We start from the raw sequence: 21962 nt of genomic DNA on the forward strand, positions 1-21962 counted from the left end.
CGGCGTTGCTCGTCACCCCGGCCCTCGCCGGGGTGACGTTGATCTTCGCAGCGCCGTCCTTCGCAGACTCCAAACTCCCCCCCGCCGAACTCGCTTACACCCAGCTTCCCGATCCTGCGCAGGAGGCGAAGGCCAAGGCGCTGATGGACACGCTCAGGTGCCTGGTCTGTCAGGGCCAGTCGATCGCCGACAGCGATGCCGACATGGCGGGGGACATGCGCGCATTGGTGCGGCAGCGGATCGCGGCGGGGGAGCGGCCGGGCGACGTGCGCACATGGCTGGTCCAGCGTTATGGCGATTATGTCACCTATGATCCGCCGTTCAGCTGGGTCACCGCGCCTTTGTGGCTCGCGCCGCTGGTGCTGCTCGGGCTGGGCGTGCTGATCGCGCGCCGCAACTTCGCGAAGCGCCGGTCGTGACGGGCTGGCTGATCCTCGCCTTGATTGCGCTCGGCGTGGCGCTTTTGCTGTGGCTGACCGGCTTCCCGCGGAAATTGTGGACCGTCGCGGCGACTGCGCTGATGCTGGGCGCGGCGGGCTATGCGTGGCAGGGGCGGCCCGGCCTGGCCGGGCAGCCGGTTTCGGCGGTCGCGAAAAAGGGCGAACTCGATAGCGAAGTGCTCGAACTGCGCGACGCGATGTATGGTCGGTTCAACTTCACCTGGGGTTCGTTCGTGCGCGCCGACGCGATGACGCGCGCCGGCGCGCCGGACACGGCGGTTCGCGCGATGATCCTGACGACGCGGCAGGCGCAGCTCGACGCCGGCGCGTGGATGTGGCTCGGGATCAAGCTCGCCGAAAATGACGGCGATCAGGTGTCTCCGGCGTCGAAATTCGCGTTCGATCGGGCAATGGCGCTGGCGCCGCAGCATCCTGGGCCGCCCTTCTTCTACGGCCTGGCGCTGATCCGCGAAGGCAAGTTCGCCGAGGCGCGGCCGTTCTGGGCGAAGGCAGTGGAAGTTGCGCCGGCCAAGGCGGGATACCGCGGCCAGCTGGTGGTGCGGCTGTTCCTGCTCGATCGGTTTCTCGAAGCACAGGCGACGCAAGCGAAGCGATGACGGCTTCCCTTCCTGAAAAGGAGGGAAGCCGCATTTACTGCCCGCGGCCGGTCTCTTCCTGGAAAGCGTCAATGCGTTTCGAGGCTTCGGCCTTGGTGAGGTCATCCTCGAATTCGGCATGCGCTTCCTCGGACAGCGTCTTGAGATAGCTCGCCTGCGCGGCAGTCATCGGCTCGTCACCGGTGACCCAGTCGTCGGGGTTCTTCTCGGCGTTGCCGACGGGTTCGGACTTGGGATTTGGATGGTCGGTCATGGCGTTTCCTTTCCGGGTTTCGCCATGATCAATCCATATGTTCTCAATATGTTCCAAAGAGCCGGGAATCGTCATTCCGTTGGAAGCCGGGATCTGAGGCGAGGGCGGCCACAATTGCACGAGATCCCGGCCTTCGCCGGGATGACGGTAGGTAGAGAGGACGCGCGCCCTAAGCGGCCCATGCCTCGAACGGCAAATCGAGCGCCTCGGCGACCGCCTGGTGGCGGATCTTGCCGCCCGACACGTTGAGACCTATCGCCAAATGCCGGTCCGCCTGCATTGCTGCTTCGGCACCGTGATTGGCAATGCGGAGCACGAACGGCAGCGTCGCGTTGTTGAGCGCGAAGGCCGAAGTGCGCGCGACCGCGCCGGGCATGTTGGCGACGCAATAATGGATCACGCCATCGACTTCGTAGACGGGGTCGTCGTGAGTGGTGGCGTGGCTGGTTTCGAAGCAGCCGCCCTGATCGATCGCAATGTCGACGAGGACCGATCCGCGCATCATCGTCTTGAGCATGTCGCGCGTGACCAGCTTGGGCGCCGCTGCGCCGGGGACGAGAACCGCGCCGATCACCAACTGCGAGCGGGTGACCGCCTCGGCGATCGCCGCCTTGCTGGCATAAGCGGTCTTGATCTGGCTGCCGAAGTGCAAGTCGAGCTCGGCGAGGCGCTCGTTCGAAATGTCGTAGATCGTCACGTCGGCGCGCTGGCCGACCGCCATCTGTGCGGCGTTGATCCCGGCGACGCCGCCGCCGAGGATCGCGACCTTGCACGGCGCGACGCCCGGGACGCCGCCGAGCAATTCGCCGCGGCCGCCTTGCTCCTTTTCGAGATAATGCGCGCCGACCTGGATCGACATGCGCCCGGCGACTTCGGACATCGGCTTGAGCAGGGGGAGGGCGCCCGAATTGGACGTGACCGTCTCATAGGCGATGCAGGTCGCGCCGGACTGGATCAGCCCGTCGGCCTGCGGCTTGTCGGCGGCGAGGTGGAGATAGGTGAACAGCGTGTGGCGCGGCTCGAGCAGCGCGATTTCCTGCGGCTGGGGCTCCTTGACCTTCACGATCATGTCGGCGCCGGCGAATACCGCGGCGGCATCGGGCGCGATCTTCGCGCCGACCCTGGTATAGGCCTCGTCAGCGAAGTCGATACCGGTGCCCGCGCGAGTCTCGACCACCACTTCATGGCCGGCGGCGACGAGTTCGGCGACCGAAGCGGGGGTCAAGCCGACGCGATATTCGTGGTTCTTGATTTCCTTGGGCACACCAATGCGCATGGCATCTCTCCAGTGAGTCGGAATGTGGCGCGATAGTATCGCAAGTCACTACTGCGAATCTCTGCAAAATTCTGGTGCAGACTTGGCGATCACGCATAATTCTTGCGTAGGAAAGCCGCCGACGGGAGTTATATGCGCGATGGACCGGATCGACACTGCAATCCTGAAGTTGCTGGCCGCGGACGCGCGTGCGGCGGTGAGCTATCTCGCCAGCCAGGTCGGGCTCTCCCAATCGGCCTGCACGCGGCGGATCCAGGCGCTCGAAGCCTCGGGGCATATCACCGGCTATGGTGCCAGGCTGGGACATAGGCGGCTGGGCTTCCGCATCACCGCGCTCGTCGACATCACCCTCGGCACGCAGGTCGAGGAGGATCTGGCGCGATTCGAACGGGCGGTGTCGGAGATCGATGGCGTCGTCGAGTGCGCGTTGGTCTCGGGCGGACAGGACTATCGGCTCAAGATCCTCGCGCAGGATCTCGATGATTATGAACGGCTTCACCGCGAGCATCTGGGGCGGCTGCCGGGCGTAGTGACGATCAACTCGAGCTTCGTACTGCGCGCAGTACCGACTCGTAGCGAGGCCGACGCATTGTTCGCCGGCGGCTGACGGAACCCGCGAGGCCCCTTGCGCGTCTCGCCGGGCGTAACCATCTGTGCGGGTCGGGCCGTTGCCACCCCATGTTGCACATGCTAACGGCCCCGCACTTTTCCAGACGAGAACACAGGTCGCATGACCAGGTCCGTTTCCTTTTCCGCGCGATCAACGCGACAGTGAACATTTCCGCAAGCGGGCAAGCCGAAATGGCCCCGCAGACAGACGAGCCGCACGGGACGCACGGCCACGCCGTGGACGCCACGTGGAAGCTTGCGATCGGCGCCATTGGCATCGTCTTCGGCGACATCGGCACCAGCCCGCTTTACGCTTTCCGCGAGACCTTTGCCGGGCACCACAAGCTGACGCTCGACACCGTGCACATCATGGGCGTGATCAGCCTGATGTTCTGGTCGATGATGATCGTGGTGACGCTCAAATACGTCACCGTGATCATGCGCGCCGACAATAAGGGCGAGGGCGGCAGCCTGGCGCTGCTCGCGCTGATCTCGCGCAGCGCCAACCAGAAGCGCTGGACGCAGGGGATCGTGCTGCTCGGCGTGTTCGCGACCGCATTGTTCTACGGCGATTCGATGATCACCCCGGCGGTGTCTGTGCTGTCAGCGGTCGAAGGCATCGCGATCGCAGCGCCCGGCTTTGCGGGCCTGGTGATCCCGATCGCGGTGGTGATCCTGGTTCTGCTGTTCTCGATCCAGCGCACCGGGACGGCTCGGGTGGGGACCTTCTTCGGCCCGATCATGTTGCTGTACTTCCTCGTCATTTCGACGCTGGGGGTATTGAGCTTCGTGCGGACCCCGGAGGTCCTGTGGGCTCTGCTGCCGACGCACGCAGTCCAGTTCTTCGCAGTCGACCCGCTTGCCGCTTTCCTTGCGCTGGGTTCGGTGGTGCTCGCGGTGACCGGTGCGGAGGCGCTCTACGCCGATATGGGGCATTTCGGGCGCAAGCCGATCCGGGTGTCGTGGCTGTGGTTCGTGCTCCCGGCGCTGATCCTCAATTATATGGGGCAGGGCGCATTGCTGATGCGCGAGGGCACCGCGGCGCTACGCAGCCCGTTCTACATGCTGGCACCCGACGCGCTCCAGCTGCCGCTGGTGGTGCTGGCGACGCTGGCGGCGATCATCGCGTCTCAGGCGGTGATCTCGGGGGCTTTCTCGGTTACCCAGCAGGCGATCCAGCTCGGCTTCGTGCCGCGGCTCAAGATTGAGCACACCAGCGCGTCGACCGCGGGGCAGATCTACATCCCGACGATCAACTGGGCGCTGATGGCGATGGTCATCCTGCTGGTGCTGTCGTTCAAGACCTCGTCGAACCTGACCGCGGCCTATGGCATCGCCGTGACCGGCGCGATGCTGATCGACAATTGCCTGCTTGCGGTGGTGTTGTTCTCGTTGTGGCAATGGAAGAAGCGCTACGCCCTGCCGCTGCTTGCGCTCTTCTTCACCGTCGACCTTGCCTATTTCGCGGCGAATCTGACCAAGGTGCCCGATGGCGGCTGGTTCCCGTTGCTGGTCGGCTTCATCGTGTTCACCTTGCTGACGACCTGGTCGAAGGGGCGCAAGCTGATGATCGAGCGGCTGCGCGAGAGCGCGATGCCGATCAAGATTTTCATCGAATCGGCGGCGATCGCCGCGGCGCGGGTCCCGGGCACCGCGGTGTTCATGACGTCGACTCCCGACGGCGTACCGCACGCGCTGCTGCATAATCTCAAGCACAACAAGGTGCTCCACGAGCGGGTGATCCTGCTCACCGTCAAGATCGCCGACGTGCCCTATGTGCCCGACGAGAAGCGCATGAAGATCGACGATCTCGGCAAGGGCTTCCACCGCATGATCCTGTTCTACGGCTTCATGCAGGAGGCCGACGTGCCGGCGGCGTTGAAGCAGGTCAGCGCGTGCGGCGCCGAATTCAAGATGATGGACACCAGCTTCTTCCTGGCTCGCCAGACGCTGCTGCCGTCGTCGCGGCCGGGGATGATGATCTGGCGCGAGAAACTGTTCGCCTGGATGCTGCGCAACGCCGAAAGCGCGATGGAATTCTTCCGGCTGCCGACCAATCGCGTGGTCGAGCTGGGGAGCCAGGTAGAGATTTGACCGGTGCCGCGCCGCTCATCGTGACGGCGTTGTTCGGGCGGCAGGACCAAGCGTGGTTCGATGTCCTGCGGCGCGAATATTATCCCCCCGAGCGCAACCTGCTCGATGCGCACCTGACGCTGTTCCACCATCTGCCGCCCAGCGCCGCGGAGGAGTTGAAACAGCGGCTGTCGAGTGAGACCTGCGGCGTGCGCGCGCCGCGCGCGAGCGTGACCGGACTGATGTCGCTCGGCGGAGGCGTGGCCTATCGGATCGAGGCCCCCGAGCTCACTGCCATTCGCGAGCGTCTGTCCGAAGCCTTTGCCGGGATGCTGATGCCGCAGGACGCGGGGCGCTGGCGGCCGCACGTCACTGTCCAGAACAAGGTGACGCCGTCGCTCGCCAAGGTGGTGCTGGGGGCATTGTCGCGCGATTTCCGGCCACGCGAAGTGGAGATCGCCGGGCTCGCGAGCTGGTGGTATCGCGGTGGCCCATGGGAGCCGCATTCGCGGCACATGTTCGCTTGACCGGCGCGCAGGCCCGACTTATGTCGCGCCCTCGCCTCAAGGGGCGGCCCGGTAGGGCGGAGTAGCTCAGTTGGTTAGAGCACGGGAATCATAATCCTGGGGTCGGGGGTTCAAGTCCCTCCTCCGCTACCACTAATCCCCCCGACACTCGGCGGGAAGGGATGGGTCCTGGTGCTGGCAGGGACTTGAGGCGCCGCGTCGCCCTCTGCTGCGGTACCGGTCGGAAGGCGATGGTCACGCGCCTTCGAGGATGAAGACCTGTCCGGCGTTGGTCACCACATAGAGATTCCGGCTCTGGTCCTCACCCCATGCGTTGATTACCTCCTGGACGTTCGCGAACGACGAACCGGCGGGAAACGGAAGACTGGCCTGGGCAGCCAAATTGAAGCTCGCGATGCCAACGGAACCGAAACGGTATCCCCAGAAGTACGTCCCCTGCAGCGCCTCGACAGGCCCCCGGTATACGTGGCCACCGGTTGAGCCAATCGCGCCGAGAGGTGACGCGCATAAGGTATAGTCGCGTCTCCACCGGATGGTGCCGACGGGCTGGGGCATCATTGAATCGGTCATTTGACAAAAGCTGCCAGGCTCCGCTGTCTTTCCTTTGTCGCCGGGAGCTACGCGGTAATAAGTCGGCGCCCGAATGGTTTGGTCAGCGATCCAGAGAGTGTTGGTGATCGGATCGACGCTCGCTCCGCGCACATTCCAGATGTTGTGCACCCATGCCTCGGGCGTCACACCGGCAGGTTCAGGGTTGTCTGCAGGGATCGTGTAATCTCGATCCGGATTGCCGGGGAACGCGTCTCCGGCGGGGTTGATGCGCAGGATCTTGCCGTCGAGCGGTTGTCCGCCGAGGAGAGGATTCGCCACAAACAGCATGCCGTTGTTGTCGAAGCCGATCCACGTGCCGGGGAATCCATCGGCGGCATGCGGCAACAACATGATCGTGTCCGCGGTGGTGGGGTCGGCCTGATCGCGATTGCCCGGCAGCGTCTGGTATCGCCTGACCTCTACTGCATTCGCGCTGTTGAAGAACGCGATGTAGAAGGTTCCGGAGGTGGCGAAGTCCGGAGCCAGGGCGAAACCCTGCAGTCCGCGATCCGTCGCGCTGGCAAGGCTGGCCGATACGTCGAGGAACGGCGTCGCCGCGATCGCGCCCGAGATCGGATTGAGAAGCCGGACCAGGCCGCCGCGCTCGACAACAAACAGGCGGCGCCCGGAACTGTCGGGAACCGCATTAATCTGGCGCACGTCGGTGAACCCGCTGCCCACCTGCCGCGCGCGCACGGCGCTGCCCCGGTCGTCGGTCACCGTCACCGACAGAACAAACGGCGCGCTAGTCAGCGCGCCGTCCGATGCCGAGAGATGAACAACGTAGATGTTGTTGCCGTCGGCATCCGCCGGCGCCTCGAAATTGGGCGCTGCATTGAAACTGAGCGCCCCACTCGTGGCATTGATCGAGAAGCGCGCCGAGTCTGCACCACCACTGATCGAATAAGAGACGGCCGTGCCCTGCGGACCGACCGCTACGACGTTATAGAATGGTGCGGTCTGGCCCTCGGGCACATTGCTCGTCGCTGCCGAGGTGAATTCTGGCGCCATGTTGACGGGAGAAGGACTTGGAGTGGGTGTCGGCATTGATCCGCCATCGCCGTCACACGCGCTCAGCATCACGAGCGAAACGAATACCGGCAACAGGCGCGAATTGACGGAACGAAGACATTGGGAATTCATGTCTCTTCCCCTTTTTGCTCGGCGCAGAATCTGCAAACCAGCAAAGAATACTTTGCTCCGAGCAAAAGCCGGGCGCAACTAGTTTGCCTCGTGAAGCTGGAGCCCCGGAACTACGAGCGTTCCTTCATCTCCTACTTGCGAACGCAGATTAGGCGCATCCGGTCTCCAGCACTTCATAAGCAGGCGTGGGCCAGATGTCGTGGCCGACGAGATCGACGCACGGGTGCGCGCTCACCTCGAAGAGCGTGGTGCCGGCCGTGATGATAAAGGGCAAGTGCGATCCCAATGCGGGCGCTTTCCCCCCGCCGCGCCCGCCCGCTTTTCGCGACGCTGGCGGTCGCCCGGGAGAAATGGAAATCAGGCGGCTGAGACCACGTTATTCTTGCTGAGCATCGAGCTCTGGAAGCTAAAGCGAGTGGAGGCCGGTTTTCGGCCGGGCTGTTCATCGAACTACCTGCCGCCGCGCCGCTGTCGCCCCCAGGCCGGTCCCGCCACCCAGGATCCGGCCCTAATTTCGCTAATCTCCCTCCTAGCCTTGCTAGGTTGTCAACTGCAGGCCGATCGTTCCACCGACGATGACGACCATGCATGCCAGCCGATCTGCCGCTGCTGGTTCATTGAACAAGACAATCCCTAGAATTGCGGTGCCCGCTGCGCCGATGCCCGTCCATACGGCATAGGCTGATCCGACGGGCAATACGGCGAGTGCTCGGGTGAGAAGATAGACGAACGCCGCGAGCAACAGCAGCGACAACGCGGTCCATTCAGGATTTCGAAAACCGTCTGCCTTCTTCATCGATAGTGCCCAGGCCACGTCGACAAAGCCTGAAGTCACCAGGTAGAGCCAAGCCATGCCTTGGCTCACGATGCCTGCCCCAGAAACTCCGCGGCGCACGTTTTGAGGCGGGCGATTGCCAGTGCGTTCGCGCTACTCGTCACCTCTGGTGGGCCTGCGGTCGGTCCGATCTTTTCGATGGAGATCGGCCCAAGGCCCAGGAACGGGAGAGCCGCTTCAAGGTAGGGCGTAGCGAGATCGGGGCGCCCAAAACTCGGACCTTTGCTGTAATCGCCAGCGCTGGACATGATCACGAAAGCCGGTCGCGGCCGAATGATCGGCGAATAGCCCGTATCGGGATCGAAAGCGAAGGTGAGCCCGGGCTGCGTAATCAGGTCGATCCATTGCTTCAGCTTATAGGGGATACCGAAATTCCACATCGGAGTGGCGACGACGACGGCATCGGCCGCAGCGAACCGCGACACGAGCGTACGCATCTGCTGCCAAGCGCCGGCTTCCGCCCCACTCGGCTCCCGCCCGGCGAGTTTCGCATATTTCGCTGCGATCCGCGCACCGTCGAATTCCGGCAAATGGGCGCGCCACAGATCAAGTTCGTCGACCAAAATCTCGCCGCCGGTCTCTTCGAGCGCGGCGAAAAAGATATCGGCTGCGGCGATAGACGCAGAGGCCGCCTTGCGGGGTGAGGCGCTGACATAAAGCAATCTGACCATAGTCCAATCTCCATGCGATCGCATGAATATATATGCGAGCGCATTGATCGTCAACGTTGATGCGTTCGCATGGATGTGCAAATTGTAGGTCATGGTCATCCCCAGCAAGCAGATTACAGATGCCTGGATCAGTCTGATGCGTGCGCAACAGGTGGCGCTTCGCCAAGCCGAGCGCGCGTTGCGCCACGCCGGCTTGCCGCCATACGGTTGGTACGACGCGCTTTGGGAACTCGAGAAAGCAGGTGAGATCGGACTGAGGATCCATCAGATCGAGCGGCAGATACTGATCGCCCAGTCGAATGTTTCCCGACTGATCGATCGGCTCGAGGCAGCGGGATGCGTCGAGCGCAAACCTTCCCCGGACGATGGCCGCGGGCAGGTTATTTTCATAACCGATCAGGGCCGCACCACACGTGCAGCGATGTGGCCGATATATGCCGCCGCCATTCAGGAGGCGGTTGGCGCACATCTCACCGACGGCAACGCCACAATTCTCGCAGGCCTGCTTCGGCCAATAATCGAGAATCGCGAAACAGGGCTTTGAGTTTCAAATCCCCGACTCAGGATTCAATCACGCGATCCCGTCGAAGTGGGTAGCCGCTCGGCAAGCCTTGACCTAGAGCCCGACCATGCGACCGAAGCTTCTCACTGCAGTGCTGCTTGCAACTGCGCTCTCCATGCCCGCCAATGCGGCCGACGAGTCCTCCGATCCCAGCGCCGTCAAACTTGAAGACGCCATCGAGTGTCGGCTCGCTGCGAGCACGTACAACGGGTTTGCCCTAGCTCTGAATGGCGAGGAGAGGATCGCAAGCAAGCGTCATTGGGTCCCGGCCGACAGCAGGAACACCCTCATGAACGAATATGATCTGCCGACTGCAATTACGGTGGCAGGCCATTATAGCACCCGCCGCATCGCCTTCACCGCCAATGGTGTTCTGGCTGTTCTCGATCTCTCCGATCCTACGACGATCGCGCGCGAACAAAAGATCGAAAACAGTGTGGATGCGTCTCCCCTGATCGAGGCCATGACCGCTTCTGGAAGGGCGACGCGTGCGGAGATCGAGGCGGCCACTAAATCTCGGAAATTTCTGGGCGCGAAGGTTCTTACCGATCGGACTGAACTTCCGGAAGCGGGAGGTGTCTTCGGCACACACACGATCATCAGCCGCAACATCTCGAATGTCTCGACCCATCCAGGCAAGACCTTTTATGGCTGTTCGTATCGGATCGACGTCATCGGGAAGGACGGAAAGCCGCTCTGAGCAGCCCAATGCAGCTCAATCAACGGTGATATGATCGCGACGGGCGCGCAACTCGGGACGGGAATAACTCTACCGTCTGCAACAATAAGCATGGGTATTACCCGCAGACTGTGTCGGGGGTAGTCCGCACGCCGCCATACTTGAAGCGACTATGCAAGCACTGGAACCGCGCGGTTCTGGCTCCGTTTTGCTGTTGGCGAGGGGAGTAGTGGATATGTTGAATTCGATCCTCATCGCGGCAGCGATCGGAATTACGGGGACCCCTGGGATGCGCGATCAAGATGCACGCGCGGCGTTGCTCGACGCGGCGCGGATGCCGGTTCAGGCCGAGCTCGGCCGAACGCCGAAATTTCGCGTCCACCAGCTCCACCGCGACGGTGACTGGGCATTCCTGCTAGCGACGATGCAGGCTGCCGATGGCAAACCCTTCGACTTTACCGGAACCCCTCTCGCGGAAGCGGCGCAACAGGGAGTCGTCTCGCGGACCTATGCCGCTTTGCTGCGCCACAAGTCGGGCCATTGGGAAGTCGTCGCCAAGGCGATCGGGCCGAGCGACGTGGCCTGGGAGGACTGGTCGAAGCGCTATGGCGCGCCGGCGAAACTCTTCGCTCAATAGCTCCCGTGCGCATTTGACGGGTACCACCAGGCGAAGCGCGTGCCGAGATCGGCGGTGCTGAATACCGTATTGCCGCGATTGCGCTCGAAACCCATTGCCGTCTTGCCATTGAGCTGACCCGACCACCAGCCGCTGTTCGCGCGGCCGACAAAGATCACGCGTATGCCCGGGCCGGTGAAGGTCATGCGGTGTGCGCCGTTGCGGCCCGCCTGATCGGTGAAGAGGCAAGCACGCTCGGGGCCGTCGTTCAACGAGCAGCGCACCGTCTCCCGCGCCGAATTACCCTGCGCCACGACGGAGGCGGGAATCAGAGCGGCAACCGCGAGCGCGACGAAGAGCGTGATTCGCATGGGCCCTCGAACGCCGGGCGTTGCGGACCGTTCCACGATCAGCGCGCCATCGAGGCGGCACGGTCGCCGCGGCGGGCCGCCTCACCCGCGGTATCGGCCGGGCGTTCGTAGAGCCGCGTGACGATCTCGGCGGCGGAGCGCGCATCGGTCGCGCCGCGCAGCGCGCGGCCGGCGCCGGCCTCGCTGTGCGTCAGCTCATGCTGCACGAAGCGGAGCTGCTCGGCGAAGGACGAGCCGTGGATGTCGTGACCGGCCCATGCGGCGAAGTCGCGCTGACGGGGGCCTTCCCATTGCGCGAGGCCATAGCCGGGGCCGCCGCCGATCTGGCGAATCCCCGCTTCCATATTGCTCTCGGCATCAAGGTTGGCGACGATGCCGATCGCCTGCGCGCGACTCCAGCCCTGGCTCTCGAAATAGACGATCGCCTGATCGATCCGCCCCTGCTGGCCGCCCTGGCCGGTGGGGACGACCGAACCGGTGCCTTGCGTCCCGGTTGCCGAGCCGCCGTCGTTGCCGCCGGGTGCGCGGAGGATCACACCGCCATGGCTAAGCGCCCAGCCGAGATTGTTGTGCGAGATGCGCTGCGTGCCATCGGCGTTGACGTTGTTCGAGCCGATCATCTGGTTGGGCCCCGAGACGATCTCGGTGTGTGAGACGCCGCCGCCCTGGATGATCACCACGTCGCCCGGCTTGGCGTCGGAGGCGGGGACCGCGGTCCAGCCGCGGCTGCGCAAGGTGGTGTTGAGCTGGGCGACCGAATCGGTGTGGAGGTTGGCAGGCAGTTTGCCGGCCTCGGTCAGCACCGCGGAGACGAAGTTGGCGCAGCACACGTTCGACGGCACGCCGGCGTTCATCGGCAGCGAATCACTGCGGTTGCTCCTGAGCGACGAGGCATTCTGCCCGAGATATTTCTCGGCGATCCGCGCGACATCGCTCGATCCGCCGCCGGTGCCGCCGACCGGCGTATTGCCCGCTACCGCGCCGCTGCCGCCGGTCCCGCCGCCGCCGGCCGGGATGGTCAGCGACCGGCCTGGGAAGATCAGGTTGGGATTGGCGATGTTGTTGGCCTGCGCCAACGCCTGCCAGCTCGTGCCGAAGCGGTCGGCGATGGCGGAGAGCGTGTCGCCGGCCCGGATGGTATATTCGCGCGGCGGCTCGCCGGCGCTCCCGCCGGCCGGAACGTTCAGATGCTGGCCGGGGCGGATCAGATCGGGGTGGAGGATCTGCGGATTGGCGCGCTCGAGCGCTGCGAGCGAGACGCCATGGTCGCGCGCAATGGCGCTCAGCGAGTCGCCGCTCTTGACGATATAGCCGCGGTCACCGCCGCCGCTGGAAACATTGGTCTGAGACTGTTGAACCGAAGAGACGCCCGTCATGGCCTTTACTCCGCCGGAAGCGATTGTGCTGCAGCCTGATAGCCGAGCAGTCGCGGCGGGTCGCTAATCGGAACGCTTAGAGGGGAGGGTCGAGCGCGATGCGGTACCGCATCTCGGCGGAGAAGCTGCGCGCGACGGCCTTGAGATTGGCCTCGGTATCGGGATCGCGCTGAATCGATTCGAGCGCGGCGAAGGCCGCTTCGCGATGACGCTGGCTGCGGAACAAGGGCGTCGCCAGTTCGGGCACCCGGCGCTCGCCGATCGGCCAGCTCGACATGCAGGCGAGATCGGTCACCAGACGGCGCATTTCGCTCTGGCCGAGCTGGACGCGCTTGAGCGTTCCCGCACGTCGATATGCTTTGGGCCAGTCGCGTTCGAACGTGTCGAGCGCCTGCGCCTGATCCGCCGGATCGATGGCGTTGGCCGACCTGCACACCGAGGCCAAGGGCGCGGCGGCGCCGATCGTGCCTGCGCCCTGGGTGAGCGCGGCCGCGGGCGCGTGCATGCGGCCGTTGGCATAGTGATATCGGACAAGAGGACCGCCAGTTGCCGTGGCGGGCATCGCAACGGTAAAGACGCCGCGGCGCAATTGCGGGCGGGCGGCGGCGCTGCACGTGCCGAACGATTCGGTAACGACCGGCTCCTGGCCGGGGCGCGCCACGATGACCGCGTAGCGCGCGGGGCATTCCACGCCACTTTTGCCGCGGATCAGGTGCAGCCGGGCGTCGCGCAGCGTGTAGCTGCCGACCACCGACAGATGGTCGACCAGTTCGGCCCCGAACGGACGCGAGATCACCGTCTTGCCCAGCTTGATCGCTTGCTCGCTGCCGGCCGAAACCACCGTAACCTTCTGGTCGGCGGCAAGCGCCGCGCCGCCCGCTGACAGCAACAGGGGAGCGGCGAGCAGCAGCGTCAACGGCCTTGGCATCGAGGACCTCTCAGGAGCGGAGCGTGGAAGGTGCTAGCACGCGCGAAACCGCGTCGGGTTCCGGCTCAGCCGCGATTTTGGTCGGAAAGATCGGCGGTTGCGGCCTCGAAGCGGGCGATGACGCCGTCGAGTCCGGTGGGCGCTTCCGCTTGCGAAGCCTCGTCGAGCGCGGCACGGACCCCGCCGACCTGGCGATCGCCGCTTGCACCCGACAACCCGGCGATCTGGATCACCGCCTGACGCGTGAAATCGTCGAGCGCGCGGCGCAGTTCGCCTTCCTGCGCGGGGCTGGCGCCGAACCGTGCCGAGAGTTCGCTGGTGAGATCGCCGAGACCATAAACGTCGCCGCGCCGCGCGAGTTCGCCCATGTCCGGAGCGAAGTCGCTGCTATTGCCCGCGGTCCGGCTCCATGCCTGCGCGCCATTGCCATTGCCGCGGCTGGCGGCGTCGACCCAGGCAAGCACGCGATGCCCGATCTCACCCATCGTCTCGATCGCCGCGCCGCGCGCGTCGTTCGACCCGGCAGGGCCGGCGGATGAGAGGGGCGGGAGCCCGGAGATGCGGTCGATACTGGTCATGTGCCTGATCCGTTCATCCTGTCATGTGCTCCCCGTCTCTCGGACGAGGCGCGCACCAACTTGCCTGTTAAATGGCTCGGCTCGGGCGAAATCGCCATAGTCGCAATGACTACGAGCCCAATGGCTACGGCGCCTTCGTAAGTCGATCGAGCGCACTCGGCTGCTGGATCAGCCGATCGAGCGCACCGTCCCTGCCCAAGTCTGCCGCGCTGCCCTGATGGCGTGCCAGACCCTGGGACAGACTTTCCGTCGCGCCATCCTGTGCCGCGCAGGCTTCATCCGTACGCCGCTCGCCGGGTGTGGCGATGTCGACTCCAATTGCTCGCGCCTTGGCGCCGGGAACCGATGCTCCGATTATTGCCGTGACCATGGTCTTCTCCGAATCTCAGGCCCCTCCATCGCGCACCTATCCACGCACGGGGCGGCAGGTTCCATAATCCGATCGACTAGCAGCCGGGAGACCGGTCCGTTTGGCTAGTCCTTTTGACTAGCCAACTAGTCGAAACGCGGAGAGCGGCGCGATCGCGACTGTGCTTGAAAGGGGGCGACGGTGGCCGGGTGGCCGACCGGCACGTGATCCGAGCTCGAGGGCTCATGAACCAGGAGACAAGACAATGTCGATTCTTAGTTCGCTCGGCGGCATCGCCACCAACCCGCTGTCGCTTGCACAGCTCGCCATGGGGCCTGCAGGCTGGGCTTCGCTGGCAGCACGCACCCTGATGTCCGCAGTCGGCCAGCAGGTCATCCAGCAGCTCGGCGAGAAGCTCGGGCTTCCGCAGTCGACGATCGATATCGCGCAGGGTGCTTTCTGTGCATCGATGGGCGACAAGGCCGGCGTCCGCCAGAATGTCCAGGAAGCTATCGGCAACTTCGCCGAGGGCTTCAACGCGTCGCCGGCCGAGCAGGGCGAAGCCAACCGCGAAGTCGATGACGCGATCAACCGCATGGTCTCGCAGATGGCCGACGGCGAAGATGCCAAGGCGGCGCGCGCCGGCGGCAAGGGCGGCAAGGCTGGCGGCGCGAGCGGCCAGAGCTGGCTGATGGCGCTCGCCGAGGCGCTGGGCGAGAAACTCGACAAGATGGCCGGCGAAATGTCGACGATGGCGGACCAGATCACGGACAAGAGCCCGTCGCTCACGGCGAAGTTCGGCGCCAAGTCGCAGGAATTCGGCATCCTGATGAACGCCGCGACCAACGCCATCAAGACGGTCGGCGAAGGCTTGTCCACCTCGGCGCGCAAGGGCTGACCTCTTTCCCGACACGCTTCAAAGCAAAGGGGCTGGCTCCCGCCGGCCCCTTTGTGCGTTGCATCCGTCGAGGTTTCGAAATCAACCGGAGTATTGTCATGCGAAAGGTGTTGTTTCGACTATTGTTCTGCCTTCCCGCCGCCGCCTTGCTCGTGCCCGGCCAGGCTTCGGCGCAGGGCGCCTTCAACATGGGAATGCTCACCAACACCCTTTCGCAGGGCGGAAGCACCCAGTCCGAAGGCGTTCGCGCGAGGACCAGCAGCGTGTTTCGCTCGATGGCGCGCGCGCCGCGCTCAGGCGCGGTCAATCGCGCGGCAATCACGTACCGGCCGAGCACCGCCGTGCGCCAGCGCAACATGCAGCAGTTCGTCGCCCGGCTGAGGCGCGTGGACCCGACGAGTGCGGCGGACTTGCAACGGACCTTCGCGCGCCGCGATGTCGTGGCGGAAGTCGGGGGAGCGATGCGGCCCGTCGGGCTCAACCCAAACAATGTCGCCGATGCGATGGCGATGTACCTGGTCGCCGCCTATTACGGCGTACGCGGCTCGGTCGACAGCAAGCCGTCCGATTATAAGGCGGTAAGCGCGCAGCTGGCCCGTGCGGTCAGCGCGGCCCCCGGATTCGCCAGCGCCAGCGATGCGCTCAAGCAGGAAATCGCCGAGTCGATGCTCGTTCAGGCGGTGCTTGTCGATCAGGCCATTCAGGCGGCGCAGAAGCAGCCTTCCGCGATGCCAGCAGTGAAGGCGGCAATCGCCAAGGGGGCGCGTGCGGCGTTCGGCTTCGACGTGACTCGGATGCAGCTGGGCCCGAACGGGCTTAGCTGAAGCCTTAGTCCGAAGGGTAGAAAAGCAGCCCCGCCAGCGCCGCAAGCTCGCGCATCCCATCGAGCTCGAGCTTGCGCGCTACGTTGGACAAATGCACCCGCACGGTATTCTCGGCCATCAGCAACAGGGTGGCGATGTCGCCGTTCGAGCGGCCCCAGCCGAGGAAGCGGATGCAGGTGAGTTCGGTGGGGGTGAGCCGCAATAGCGCCTCGCGGTGGCGCTTGGGCACGCGCGCGGCCTCGATCATGTGCTCGCCCAATGCGACGCGCTCGGGCGCCCCGGGCATCGCGTCGGCCTTGCGCAGCAGCTCGGCGATCGCGGCGAGGCGTTCGTCTTCGGTCATCGCCGAGGGGGCGGGCGCGACGACGGTCAATGGATCAGCCCGCGCAGGATGCCCAGGATCACTTCGGGTCGGCTGAGTATGTCGCGGGTGATCGCCTCGATGAACGAGCCGACCAGAAGCAGGATCAGCGCCGTGGCGGCGAACGCCTTGATCGACATCGACAGCGTGAAGACGTTGAGCTGCTGGGCGAAGCGGTTGATCAGGCCGAGGCCCAGATCGATCAGGAACAGCACGGTGAGCACCGGCGCCGCGAACAACGTGGCGAGCACCATCAGCCGGCCGAACTCGGCTTCGAACAGCCCGAGACCGCGCGCGTCGAGCGTCGGCATCGGCGCGGCGACCGGCCACAATGCATAGCTCTCCATCAGGACATGGACGAGCAGCGAGAGCCCGCCGGAGAAGATGAACACGATCCCCGCCAGCCGCCCCAGGAACGCGCCGTTGAGCGAGGTCTGGTGTCCGGAGAGCGGATCGACGATCTGCGCCATCGTCGCGCCGACCTTGGTATCGATGATCTGCCCCGCCGCCTCGAGCGCCCACAGCACCGAGCCGAAGAAGAAGCCGATGACCAGCCCGACGAACACTTCCTTGGCGAACATCGCGACCCATTGGCCGGGGCCGAGCATCGAGACGTCGAGCGTCGGCTGAAGCATGAGTGAGATGATCCCCAGCGAGACGAGGATCGAATTGCGCACCATCGCCGGGATCAGATCGGGCGAGAAGATCGGCATCAGCATGAACGCGACGGCGATCCGCGCAGTCGCGACGCCGAGCAGGAGCATGGGGTCGCTCCAGCCGGTCACCGCCGGATCATCGCCGGGAATTCGCTGAAGATGCGATCGGTGTAGCGATAGAGCGAGGCACCGATCAGCGATGCGGTGACGAACAAAGTCAGCACGATCGCGAAGAATTTCGCGGTATATTGCAGCGTCTGTTCCTGGATCTGCGTCGCCGCCTGGACGATCGCGACCAGCAAGCCCGCCACCGACGCGACGATGATCGGCGGCGCCGACAGGATCAGCACGAGCCAGAGCGCGTCGTTGGTGAGGCTGATGAAGTCGCCGTTCATAAGGCCGTCTCCTCAGGCATAGGACAGCACCAGCCCGTGACTGAGCTTCACCCAGCCGTCGACCAGCACGAACAGCAAGAGCTTGAACGGCAAGGATATCGTGGTGGGCGACAGCATCATCATCCCCATCGCGAGCAGGATGTTCGAGATGACGAGATCGATGACCAGGAAGGGCAGGAATATCAGGAAGCCGATCTGGAAGGCGAGGCTGAGTTCCTTCACCACGAAGGCCGGGATGATGATGATCAGGTCGCGGTCGGTCATTTCCTTGGCATGTTCGGGATTGCCGACGCGCTGCGCGGTGCGCAGGAAGAAGGCGCGCTCGTTGGGATCGCTGTGCTTGATCAGGAATTCTCGGAGCGGCTCCTTGCCGACATCGATCGCCGTGCTGATCGAGGCGGTGGACTGCATCATGCTGCCTTCGATCTGTCGCGCCGCGATCGCGTCCTGCATCTGCTGGCCGACCGGATACATGACGTAGATCGTCAGGATCAGCGACAGGCCGTTGAGCACGATGTTGGGCGGCACCTGCTGGAGCCCGAGCGCGTTGCGCAGCAGGCTCAAGGTGACGACGATCTTGGTGAACGACGTGACCATCACTGCGACGAACGGCGCCAGCGCCAGCGCGACGACGACGATCAGCGCCGAGCCGGGCGTGAAGCTCGACAATTCCATCACGCCTCTCCGTCGGCAGAAACCCCGGTGATCAGCACGCCATAGCCGTCGCCGACCGCGACGAGCTCGCCCTCGGCGACGCATTGCTCGCCGGCGATGACCCGCACCGGAAGCGTTCCGCCGGTAGCTGGGAGCGGAAGCACGCTGCCCTTGCCTAGTGTGGCCAGCTCGGCGGCGGTCATCCCCGAGCCGATGATCTCGATCGTCGTGGGCAGCCGGACTTCACTCCACCCGGTCTCGCCCTCGAGGGTGGCCGCGGACGGCACCTGCGATCCGTCGGCTACGGCATCATCCTGCAAAACGAGCACCCCATCGTTAAACGCGATTCGCGCACGCGGCGCATCGTTGCGACCCGGCAATGACAACTTCGCGACCGGCGAACCGGTTCCCAGCAACAGCAAGTCGCCGCGCGCGATCCCGGCAATGCTGGCCGCCCTTACGGCCGGGCCGTCGAACCGCGCTGTCCAGCGCAGCCGCAGCCCGCCGATCGCGGTAGCGGCGAGTTCGATCTCGGCGAGGGGCTCGACTGCCATGTCCGCCGGGATCGCGAGCAGCAGCCGGTGCTGGATGACGCCGTTGGCGGTGGTCGCGTCGAGCCGCAGCAGCACCGGATCGCCGGCATAGCTCTTGTTCAGTCCCGCCGGCTGGAGCTCGCAGCCGAGCACCAGCTCGAGCGCCCCGACCAGCGGCTCGATGCGCCCGAGCGTTGCCGCGGCGGCGGCGGCATCGACGCTGCCTTGCGCGCCGGACACACGGGCGAGGGTGCCATCGACCAGCAAGGGCGCGATCTGGACGAGATGCCCGCCGCTGCGGAACTGGATCCAGGCGATCGCCGCGCGCCGATCGCGCTCGGTGGCGAGCCGTACGCCGGTCTGCAAATCGTCGATCAGCCGCCGATTGAGCGCGCCGATCAGCGTCGTCTGCAGCAGCGCGCGGTTCTGATCGATCGCCGGCAGGTTGGTTCGGAGCGGTTGGGAACGCGCATTCACTGGATCGTCTCCGTCGTCGCCACGGTTTCTGTCGGGGCCGCACCGGCACCGCTGCCCCAGTTGCGCAGCAGCGAGATCGATCCCGGCGTGACCCCGACGAGCATCAATTCGCCTTCGGCCTCGACCAGCACCAGCCGCTCGCGCTGGCCGACGGGAAGCGCACGGACGAAGCGGATCTGGCGTTCGACCGCGCCGTCGCGTCCCCCGAGGCCACGGTCCTGCCAGCGTCGCAATGCGCGCAGGCTGACCCAGGCGAGCCCGAGCACCACCGCGAGCGCGATGATCGTCCCGAGCAGCCCGGAAAGCGCAGCGCCAATCGTCGAATCCATCAATGGGGCCCCATCATGTTGTGTGCGTGAGTTCTGGTTCGGTGAGATCGGGCGCCGGCTGACCCTCGCGGACGCGCTTCGCCCAGAGGATGATCTGGGCAATCGCATCGAACATATCGCGCGGGATGAGTTCGTCGGGTGCGCCGTCCTCGTAGAGTTTGCGCGCGACCTGGACGTGGCGGATGATCGGGATGCCTGCCTCTTCGGCGGCGGCGCGCATCGCGGCGGCGAGCGGGCCTTCGCCCTTGGCCGTCATCATCGGAACCGGGCAGCTTTCCTGATCATAAGCGATCGCGATCGCGATGTGAGTCGGGTTGACGACCAGCACATTGGCGTCGCGCGTCGCGCCGACGGCATTCTGGTTCGCCCATTCCTCGTGGAGTTGGCGGCGGCTGGACTTGATGAGGGGATTGCCCTCATTCTCCTTCGACTCCTCGCGGATGTCGCGCATGCTCATCCGCAATTTCTTGGTATAGCTGTGCTTCTGCCACGCCATGTCGAGCACCGCGACGAGCAGGAAGACGCCGAAGGTCCACAGCAAGGCCGTGCGGACGAGCGACCCGGTGTAGAGCAGGATCGAAGCGGCAGCGGAGCGGCCGTCGGTCTCGGCGACGGGCAGGAGCACCGGCCCGGTGCGCTCGATGATCTCGGCGAGCGAGCCGCGCAGCACCAGCCAGACGACGAAGACGATCAGCGTCGCCTTGCCGAGCGTCTTGGCGAGCTCGACCAAATTGTCGACGCTGAACATTCGTTTGAAGCCCTCGACCGGATTGAGCTTGTCGAGCGTGGGCTTCATCTTCTCGGTGGTGAACACGCCGCCGGCCTGGAGGAATTCGGAGGCGACGCCCGTGATCGCCGCAGGGAGCAGCGCAACCGCCGTGATGCCGAGCAGCGCCCACAGCGCGCTCCAGCCGAGCTGCGACAGCGCCGTGTGGAACGGCACATTGCCGCCGATCAGCACGAAACCGTCGTCGAACAGTGCGATGACCTGATTGCCCGCATAGCCGGCGCCGAACATTAGGACCAACATCCAGACGAATAGAGTCGCAGTGGCCGTGATGTCGCGGGACTTGGCGACGTCGCCTTTCTTGCGCGCATCCGCCAGCCGCTTGGGTGTCGGCTTTTCGGTCTTGTCGCCGCCGTCATTCTTCTCGGCCAATCGCGCCTCCAGCATACTCGAGCCTCGCCCGAACCAGGGACGAGAGGAGAGCGCCGGATAGGTCTGCCAATCGCGGCCCCAGCGAGGCGCGACAACAAGCTTTCAAGGTTGGAGCGCAGGACCCTATTGCGTACCAAACAAGCCTATTTTCTCAAAAGGCATTGCGCGGGTCAACTCATGCGAGTTGTATGGAATCGTCACTAAAGTGAAGTAATTTGGTAATTAAACCCCGGAGAATCACTTGAATCCGCACGGCAAACTGCGGGCCGTTTCGTCAGCGATACGAAGTGGGCGTTAACGACGAAGTGTCAATTGGGCGGGATAAATCGGGCAAAATCCACGACGACTTGACTAAATCGGGGGGTAGTCTGCGACGTGCGATGGGGCTAACTTTTATTGGCCGGATCAAAGTCCGGATCGCAGGACCCAATGCGAACCAAACGATCGTCAGCAAAGCCCACCCACGGGCTTGCAGGGAGATCGTTATATGCGCTTTTCAGGCACTGTACCATCGCTCGGCTTCGCATTGAGGCTGGTTGCGTTCGGCGCGGTAGTTGCGACAAATCCGGCGCAAGCGGGAAATTGCGACGCTGCGGCGATCGGCTCGCGCTATGTCGAGGCGTTGCGATTCTGCGGTCCGCAGACCTCCGAACCCCGCATCCAGCCGGACCCCGTCGTTCTGCCCGAGCGCGGTTTGGTGAGCGTGAGCATGCCGGGTTTTCAGAAGCGGCTCGCTTTGGCGACTCGTGCGGTGCGTGCGCGCGGCGGCGGCGCCAATGACGCGCTGATCACCTCGGTCGCGTATCGCTATCGCATCAATCCGCATCTGCTCGCGTCGATGGTCAACGCCGAATCCGCCGGCCGCCAGCGCGCGGTGTCGAACAAGGGCGCGTTGGGGCTGATGCAAGTCATGCCGGCGACGGCGCGCGGCCTGGGCGTGCGCAACCCGAGCGCGCTGCTCGACGATCCGGTGCTCGCGATGCACACCGGCGCCAGATATCTCAAGCAGCTGCAGGGCCAGCTCGGCAACAACGTGCCCCTGGTGGTCGCCGCCTATAATGCCGGCCCCGGCGCCGTGATGAAGGCCGGCCGCAGGGTGCCGCGCTACCGTGAGACGCAGGCCTATGTCCGCAAGGTCGTCGGCCGCTATCAGGCCGCGCAAAGCGGCCGGGCGCGCTGAGG

Annotated in this window: 29 protein-coding genes and 1 tRNA gene; 12 read left to right on the forward strand and 18 right to left on the reverse strand. The window is 64.8% G+C overall.

The features are described 5' to 3' along the window. The first annotated feature begins 5 nt into the window (after nucleotides 1-5). Nucleotides 6-419 (forward strand): cytochrome c-type biogenesis protein, encoded by a 414-nt coding sequence (locus E5A73_RS15505; protein ID WP_168355950.1) that lies wholly within the window; start codon nucleotides 6-8, stop codon nucleotides 417-419. Then, nucleotides 416-1057, forward strand: coding sequence for a tetratricopeptide repeat protein (locus E5A73_RS15510; RefSeq protein ID WP_135964752.1), 642 nt, complete (start codon nucleotides 416-418; stop codon nucleotides 1055-1057). Before E5A73_RS15505 ends, E5A73_RS15510 begins: the two co-directional genes overlap by 4 nt. A gap of 34 nt (nucleotides 1058-1091) precedes the next feature. On the opposite strand, the gene E5A73_RS15515 is transcribed toward E5A73_RS15510, so the two are convergent. Then, nucleotides 1092-1310 carry a DUF3072 domain-containing protein gene (locus E5A73_RS15515; protein ID WP_135964753.1) on the reverse strand — a complete coding sequence of 73 codons (219 nt, stop codon included), beginning with the start codon at nucleotides 1308-1310 and terminating at the stop codon, nucleotides 1092-1094. 169 nt (nucleotides 1311-1479) lie between these two features. Further along, nucleotides 1480-2586, reverse strand: a complete 1107-nt coding sequence (ald, locus tag E5A73_RS15520) for an alanine dehydrogenase (RefSeq protein WP_135964754.1) — start codon at nucleotides 2584-2586, stop codon at nucleotides 1480-1482. 139 nt (nucleotides 2587-2725) lie between these two features. Here ald and E5A73_RS15525 point away from each other — a divergent pair, with 139 nt between their 5' ends. The 4 genes from E5A73_RS15525 (at nucleotide 2726) to E5A73_RS15540 (ending at nucleotide 5927) form a co-directional block, all read left to right on the forward strand. After that, nucleotides 2726-3193, forward strand: a complete 468-nt coding sequence (locus E5A73_RS15525) for an Lrp/AsnC family transcriptional regulator (RefSeq protein ID WP_135964755.1) — start codon at nucleotides 2726-2728, stop codon at nucleotides 3191-3193. 194 nt (nucleotides 3194-3387) lie between these two features. Continuing rightward, nucleotides 3388-5289 (forward strand): potassium transporter Kup, encoded by a 1902-nt coding sequence (locus E5A73_RS15530; protein WP_135964756.1) that lies wholly within the window; start codon nucleotides 3388-3390, stop codon nucleotides 5287-5289. Beyond that, on the forward strand, nucleotides 5286-5795 hold the full coding sequence (locus E5A73_RS15535) for a 2'-5' RNA ligase family protein (RefSeq protein WP_135964757.1): 510 nt from the start codon (nucleotides 5286-5288) through the stop codon (nucleotides 5793-5795). Before E5A73_RS15530 ends, E5A73_RS15535 begins: the two co-directional genes overlap by 4 nt. Nucleotides 5796-5850: 55 nt before the next feature. Then, nucleotides 5851-5927: transfer RNA gene (locus E5A73_RS15540), tRNA-Met, on the forward strand. A gap of 102 nt (nucleotides 5928-6029) precedes the next feature. On the opposite strand, the gene E5A73_RS15545 is transcribed toward E5A73_RS15540, so the two are convergent. The 4 genes from E5A73_RS15545 to E5A73_RS15555 form a co-directional block, all read right to left on the reverse strand. Then, nucleotides 6030-7529 carry a PQQ-dependent sugar dehydrogenase gene (locus E5A73_RS15545; RefSeq protein WP_135964758.1) on the reverse strand — a complete coding sequence of 500 codons (1500 nt, stop codon included), beginning with the start codon at nucleotides 7527-7529 and terminating at the stop codon, nucleotides 6030-6032. Nucleotides 7530-7677: 148 nt separating this feature from the next. Beyond that, nucleotides 7678-7803 (reverse strand): hypothetical protein, encoded by a 126-nt coding sequence (locus tag E5A73_RS21915; RefSeq protein ID WP_276605814.1) that lies wholly within the window; start codon nucleotides 7801-7803, stop codon nucleotides 7678-7680. Nucleotides 7804-8067: 264 nt separating this feature from the next. Then, nucleotides 8068-8382 (reverse strand): DMT family transporter, encoded by a 315-nt coding sequence (locus E5A73_RS15550; RefSeq protein WP_135964759.1) that lies wholly within the window; start codon nucleotides 8380-8382, stop codon nucleotides 8068-8070. A gap of 8 nt (nucleotides 8383-8390) precedes the next feature. Next, complete coding sequence (locus tag E5A73_RS15555; protein ID WP_206366512.1) at nucleotides 8391-9128, reverse strand: FMN-dependent NADH-azoreductase; 738 nt, start codon at nucleotides 9126-9128, stop codon at nucleotides 8391-8393. Between E5A73_RS15555 and E5A73_RS15560 the strand changes: the two genes are divergently transcribed. The 3 genes from E5A73_RS15560 to E5A73_RS15570 all read left to right on the forward strand — a co-directional run bounded on the left by E5A73_RS15560 (nucleotide 9127) and on the right by E5A73_RS15570 (nucleotide 10913). Next, complete coding sequence (locus E5A73_RS15560; protein WP_135964760.1) at nucleotides 9127-9579, forward strand: MarR family winged helix-turn-helix transcriptional regulator; 453 nt, start codon at nucleotides 9127-9129, stop codon at nucleotides 9577-9579. The two genes, E5A73_RS15555 and E5A73_RS15560, sit on opposite strands and share 2 nt — an antisense overlap. 85 nt (nucleotides 9580-9664) lie before the next feature. Next, on the forward strand, nucleotides 9665-10297 hold the full coding sequence (locus E5A73_RS15565) for a hypothetical protein (RefSeq protein WP_135964761.1): 633 nt from the start codon (nucleotides 9665-9667) through the stop codon (nucleotides 10295-10297). A 268-nt stretch (nucleotides 10298-10565) separates the two neighbouring features. After that, entirely contained in the window at nucleotides 10566-10913 is a 348-nt protein-coding gene (locus E5A73_RS15570) for a hypothetical protein (protein WP_135964762.1), read from the forward strand. On the opposite strand, the gene E5A73_RS15575 is transcribed toward E5A73_RS15570, so the two are convergent. The 5 genes from E5A73_RS15575 to E5A73_RS15595 all read right to left on the reverse strand — a co-directional run bounded on the left by E5A73_RS15575 (nucleotide 10907) and on the right by E5A73_RS15595 (nucleotide 14515). Next, entirely contained in the window at nucleotides 10907-11263 is a 357-nt protein-coding gene (locus E5A73_RS15575; RefSeq protein ID WP_135964763.1) for an SH3 domain-containing protein, read from the reverse strand. The genes E5A73_RS15570 and E5A73_RS15575 overlap by 7 nt on opposite strands. A 38-nt stretch (nucleotides 11264-11301) precedes the next feature. Continuing rightward, entirely contained in the window at nucleotides 11302-12639 is a 1338-nt protein-coding gene (locus E5A73_RS15580) for a phage tail tip lysozyme (protein WP_135964764.1), read from the reverse strand. 76 nt (nucleotides 12640-12715) lie between these two features. Continuing rightward, on the reverse strand, nucleotides 12716-13567 hold the full coding sequence (locus E5A73_RS15585) for a hypothetical protein (RefSeq protein WP_135964765.1): 852 nt from the start codon (nucleotides 13565-13567) through the stop codon (nucleotides 12716-12718). 65 nt (nucleotides 13568-13632) lie between these two features. After that, nucleotides 13633-14145 (reverse strand): hypothetical protein, encoded by a 513-nt coding sequence (locus E5A73_RS15590; protein ID WP_135964766.1) that lies wholly within the window; start codon nucleotides 14143-14145, stop codon nucleotides 13633-13635. Nucleotides 14146-14269: 124 nt separating this feature from the next. Further along, nucleotides 14270-14515, reverse strand: coding sequence for a hypothetical protein (locus E5A73_RS15595; RefSeq protein WP_135964767.1), 246 nt, complete (start codon nucleotides 14513-14515; stop codon nucleotides 14270-14272). A gap of 244 nt (nucleotides 14516-14759) precedes the next feature. Here E5A73_RS15595 and E5A73_RS15600 point away from each other — a divergent pair, with 244 nt between their 5' ends. After that, the gene (locus E5A73_RS15600; RefSeq protein ID WP_135964768.1) at nucleotides 14760-15392 is read left to right on the forward strand and encodes a hypothetical protein; all 633 of its coding nucleotides are present in this window, start codon (nucleotides 14760-14762) and stop codon (nucleotides 15390-15392) included. A 98-nt stretch (nucleotides 15393-15490) separates the two neighbouring features. Further along, the gene (locus tag E5A73_RS15605; protein WP_135964769.1) at nucleotides 15491-16216 is read left to right on the forward strand and encodes a DUF6683 family protein; all 726 of its coding nucleotides are present in this window, start codon (nucleotides 15491-15493) and stop codon (nucleotides 16214-16216) included. Nucleotides 16217-16220: 4 nt separating this feature from the next. Here the strand turns inward: E5A73_RS15605 and E5A73_RS15610 are convergent, their stop codons facing one another. From E5A73_RS15610 to E5A73_RS15640, 7 genes are read right to left on the reverse strand one after another with little or no spacing between them, the layout of a single operon-like run. Next, nucleotides 16221-16559 (reverse strand): LuxR C-terminal-related transcriptional regulator, encoded by a 339-nt coding sequence (locus E5A73_RS15610; protein ID WP_135965018.1) that lies wholly within the window; start codon nucleotides 16557-16559, stop codon nucleotides 16221-16223. A 26-nt stretch (nucleotides 16560-16585) separates the two neighbouring features. Next, entirely contained in the window at nucleotides 16586-17341 is a 756-nt protein-coding gene (gene sctT / locus E5A73_RS15615) for a type III secretion system export apparatus subunit SctT (RefSeq protein WP_135964770.1), read from the reverse strand. 17 nt (nucleotides 17342-17358) lie between these two features. Then, entirely contained in the window at nucleotides 17359-17628 is a 270-nt protein-coding gene (sctS, locus tag E5A73_RS15620) for a type III secretion system export apparatus subunit SctS (protein ID WP_100281683.1), read from the reverse strand. Between the two features lie 12 nt (nucleotides 17629-17640). After that, nucleotides 17641-18303: a type III secretion system export apparatus subunit SctR gene (gene sctR, locus E5A73_RS15625; protein WP_135964771.1), complete on the reverse strand. Its 663-nt coding sequence runs from the start codon at nucleotides 18301-18303 to the stop codon at nucleotides 17641-17643. Next, nucleotides 18303-19292, reverse strand: coding sequence for a FliM/FliN family flagellar motor switch protein (locus E5A73_RS15630; RefSeq protein ID WP_135964772.1), 990 nt, complete (start codon nucleotides 19290-19292; stop codon nucleotides 18303-18305). The genes sctR and E5A73_RS15630 overlap by 1 nt, the downstream gene beginning before the upstream one ends. Then, entirely contained in the window at nucleotides 19289-19621 is a 333-nt protein-coding gene (gene fliO / locus E5A73_RS15635; protein ID WP_135964773.1) for a flagellar biosynthetic protein FliO, read from the reverse strand. Before fliO ends, E5A73_RS15630 begins: the two co-directional genes overlap by 4 nt. A 13-nt stretch (nucleotides 19622-19634) precedes the next feature. Continuing rightward, nucleotides 19635-20780: an EscU/YscU/HrcU family type III secretion system export apparatus switch protein gene (locus E5A73_RS15640; protein ID WP_135964774.1), complete on the reverse strand. Its 1146-nt coding sequence runs from the start codon at nucleotides 20778-20780 to the stop codon at nucleotides 19635-19637. Nucleotides 20781-21267: 487 nt separating this feature from the next. Between E5A73_RS15640 and E5A73_RS15645 the strand changes: the two genes are divergently transcribed. After that, a complete protein-coding gene (locus E5A73_RS15645; RefSeq protein ID WP_135964775.1) occupies nucleotides 21268-21960 on the forward strand; it encodes a lytic transglycosylase domain-containing protein in 693 nt (230 codons plus the stop codon). Nucleotides 21961-21962: the final 2 nt, after the last annotated feature.

Origin of the sequence: Sphingomonas gei (genome assembly GCF_004792685.1) — a bacterium.
Taxonomy (GTDB): Bacteria; Pseudomonadota; Alphaproteobacteria; order Sphingomonadales; family Sphingomonadaceae; genus Sphingomonas; species Sphingomonas gei.

Coding starts and splice junctions, on each gene's coding strand:
- sctS (WP_100281683.1), bottom strand. CDS start 17,628: ATGAACGGCGACTTCATCAGCCTCACCAACGACGCGCTCTGGCTCGTG.
- E5A73_RS15580 (WP_135964764.1), bottom strand. CDS start 12,639: ATGACGGGCGTCTCTTCGGTTCAACAGTCTCAGACCAATGTTTCCAGC.
- E5A73_RS15610 (WP_135965018.1), bottom strand. CDS start 16,559: ATGACCGAAGACGAACGCCTCGCCGCGATCGCCGAGCTGCTGCGCAAG.
- E5A73_RS15560 (WP_135964760.1), top strand. CDS start 9,127: ATGGTCATCCCCAGCAAGCAGATTACAGATGCCTGGATCAGTCTGATG.
- E5A73_RS15600 (WP_135964768.1), top strand. CDS start 14,760: ATGTCGATTCTTAGTTCGCTCGGCGGCATCGCCACCAACCCGCTGTCG.
- sctR (WP_135964771.1), bottom strand. CDS start 18,303: ATGGAATTGTCGAGCTTCACGCCCGGCTCGGCGCTGATCGTCGTCGTC.
- E5A73_RS15550 (WP_135964759.1), bottom strand. CDS start 8,382: ATGGCTTGGCTCTACCTGGTGACTTCAGGCTTTGTCGACGTGGCCTGG.
- E5A73_RS15555 (WP_206366512.1), bottom strand. CDS start 9,128: ATGACCTACAATTTGCACATCCATGCGAACGCATCAACGTTGACGATC.
- fliO (WP_135964773.1), bottom strand. CDS start 19,621: ATGGATTCGACGATTGGCGCTGCGCTTTCCGGGCTGCTCGGGACGATC.
- E5A73_RS15645 (WP_135964775.1), top strand. CDS start 21,268: ATGCGCTTTTCAGGCACTGTACCATCGCTCGGCTTCGCATTGAGGCTG.
- E5A73_RS15595 (WP_135964767.1), bottom strand. CDS start 14,515: ATGGTCACGGCAATAATCGGAGCATCGGTTCCCGGCGCCAAGGCGCGA.
- sctT (WP_135964770.1), bottom strand. CDS start 17,341: ATGCTCCTGCTCGGCGTCGCGACTGCGCGGATCGCCGTCGCGTTCATG.
- E5A73_RS15590 (WP_135964766.1), bottom strand. CDS start 14,145: ATGACCAGTATCGACCGCATCTCCGGGCTCCCGCCCCTCTCATCCGCC.
- E5A73_RS15515 (WP_135964753.1), bottom strand. CDS start 1,310: ATGACCGACCATCCAAATCCCAAGTCCGAACCCGTCGGCAACGCCGAG.
- E5A73_RS15570 (WP_135964762.1), top strand. CDS start 10,566: ATGCGCGATCAAGATGCACGCGCGGCGTTGCTCGACGCGGCGCGGATG.
- E5A73_RS15585 (WP_135964765.1), bottom strand. CDS start 13,567: ATGCCAAGGCCGTTGACGCTGCTGCTCGCCGCTCCCCTGTTGCTGTCA.
- E5A73_RS15530 (WP_135964756.1), top strand. CDS start 3,388: ATGGCCCCGCAGACAGACGAGCCGCACGGGACGCACGGCCACGCCGTG.
- E5A73_RS15575 (WP_135964763.1), bottom strand. CDS start 11,263: ATGCGAATCACGCTCTTCGTCGCGCTCGCGGTTGCCGCTCTGATTCCC.
- E5A73_RS15545 (WP_135964758.1), bottom strand. CDS start 7,529: ATGAATTCCCAATGTCTTCGTTCCGTCAATTCGCGCCTGTTGCCGGTA.
- E5A73_RS15565 (WP_135964761.1), top strand. CDS start 9,665: ATGCGACCGAAGCTTCTCACTGCAGTGCTGCTTGCAACTGCGCTCTCC.
- E5A73_RS15605 (WP_135964769.1), top strand. CDS start 15,491: ATGCGAAAGGTGTTGTTTCGACTATTGTTCTGCCTTCCCGCCGCCGCC.
- ald (WP_135964754.1), bottom strand. CDS start 2,586: ATGCGCATTGGTGTGCCCAAGGAAATCAAGAACCACGAATATCGCGTC.
- E5A73_RS15525 (WP_135964755.1), top strand. CDS start 2,726: ATGGACCGGATCGACACTGCAATCCTGAAGTTGCTGGCCGCGGACGCG.